This window comes from Streptococcus sp. GMD6S, assembly GCF_000297015.1.
The window spans coordinates 1-871 of record NZ_AJRH01000198.1; the positions used below are offsets into that span (position 1 = coordinate 1).

At 44.0% G+C, this 871-nt stretch carries 1 protein-coding gene; it reads right to left on the bottom strand.

All coding sequences use genetic code 11. The annotated features are described in order from the left end of the window. Window positions 1-871, bottom strand: an 871-nt coding sequence (locus GMD6S_RS09645; RefSeq protein WP_000607440.1) for a hypothetical protein, incomplete at both ends; no start/stop codon positions are given.

The following is an 871-nucleotide window of genomic DNA, read 5'->3' on the forward strand; positions in this document are numbered from 1 at the left end:
GCCGAATCAACCTTGTTAAAGGTTAGAAGCAAGACGATATTGATGACTTCATCCAACAAGCCTAAAGACGCCATCTGATGAAGGAGTTCTCTTTCACTTTGGGTGATGTTCCCCTTACGCGTTTGCTTGATTTCAGCTAAAAAATGCAGGGGAGTTTTATTTTTGGCTTCCCTGATAATGGTCATTTCTTTGGGGCTAAAGTCAGAAGAAACCTGCTTTTGCGATATCTTTTCACGCATGCGTTTGACTGAAATAACCTGAGCCACCGCTGTCGCCTTAGCTAATTGATAGGTTTCAAACCAGGTCCATTTTTTTTCATCTGCGATGGCGAATAATTCCAAAACATCCGCCTGCTCGTCTTCAAAACGCAAGCCATCTCGAGCCATCAGCCGCTGGAAATGTTCCAAGTCAAAATCATTTTTTAACTTGCTTTTAGACTCGCTTGGGGTCACTTCTTCGGTCAGGGTTGGAAAGACTTGGCTCAAAGAAACAGAGAGTGCTTCTCCCTCACTTGGAGCCTGCTTCATAGCAGAAACAGCTGTATCCCCAATCTTTTTCTCTAATAATCTGCTATAGACAGAATGGCTTAGAAATTCTTGACTGGAGAGGGGAGAATGAAGCTGCAATTCATAAGTTTCCCCCTTCTGATAAAGGGTCAACAAATCCAAGGCAGATAAGACTTTAAAGGATTGGAGCAAGGTCGGCATGCCGAAGTTTAAGTGATTGAGGATGTGGGAAAAGAGATGCTCCTTTTGCCCACCATCCCAAAAGGTAATGGTATATAGATAGAGGCTCAGTGCCTCCTGACCGATAATCGGGAGGTAGCACTGCACCAGAGAAGAGGTATCTTGCGACACCCGATTATTCTTTA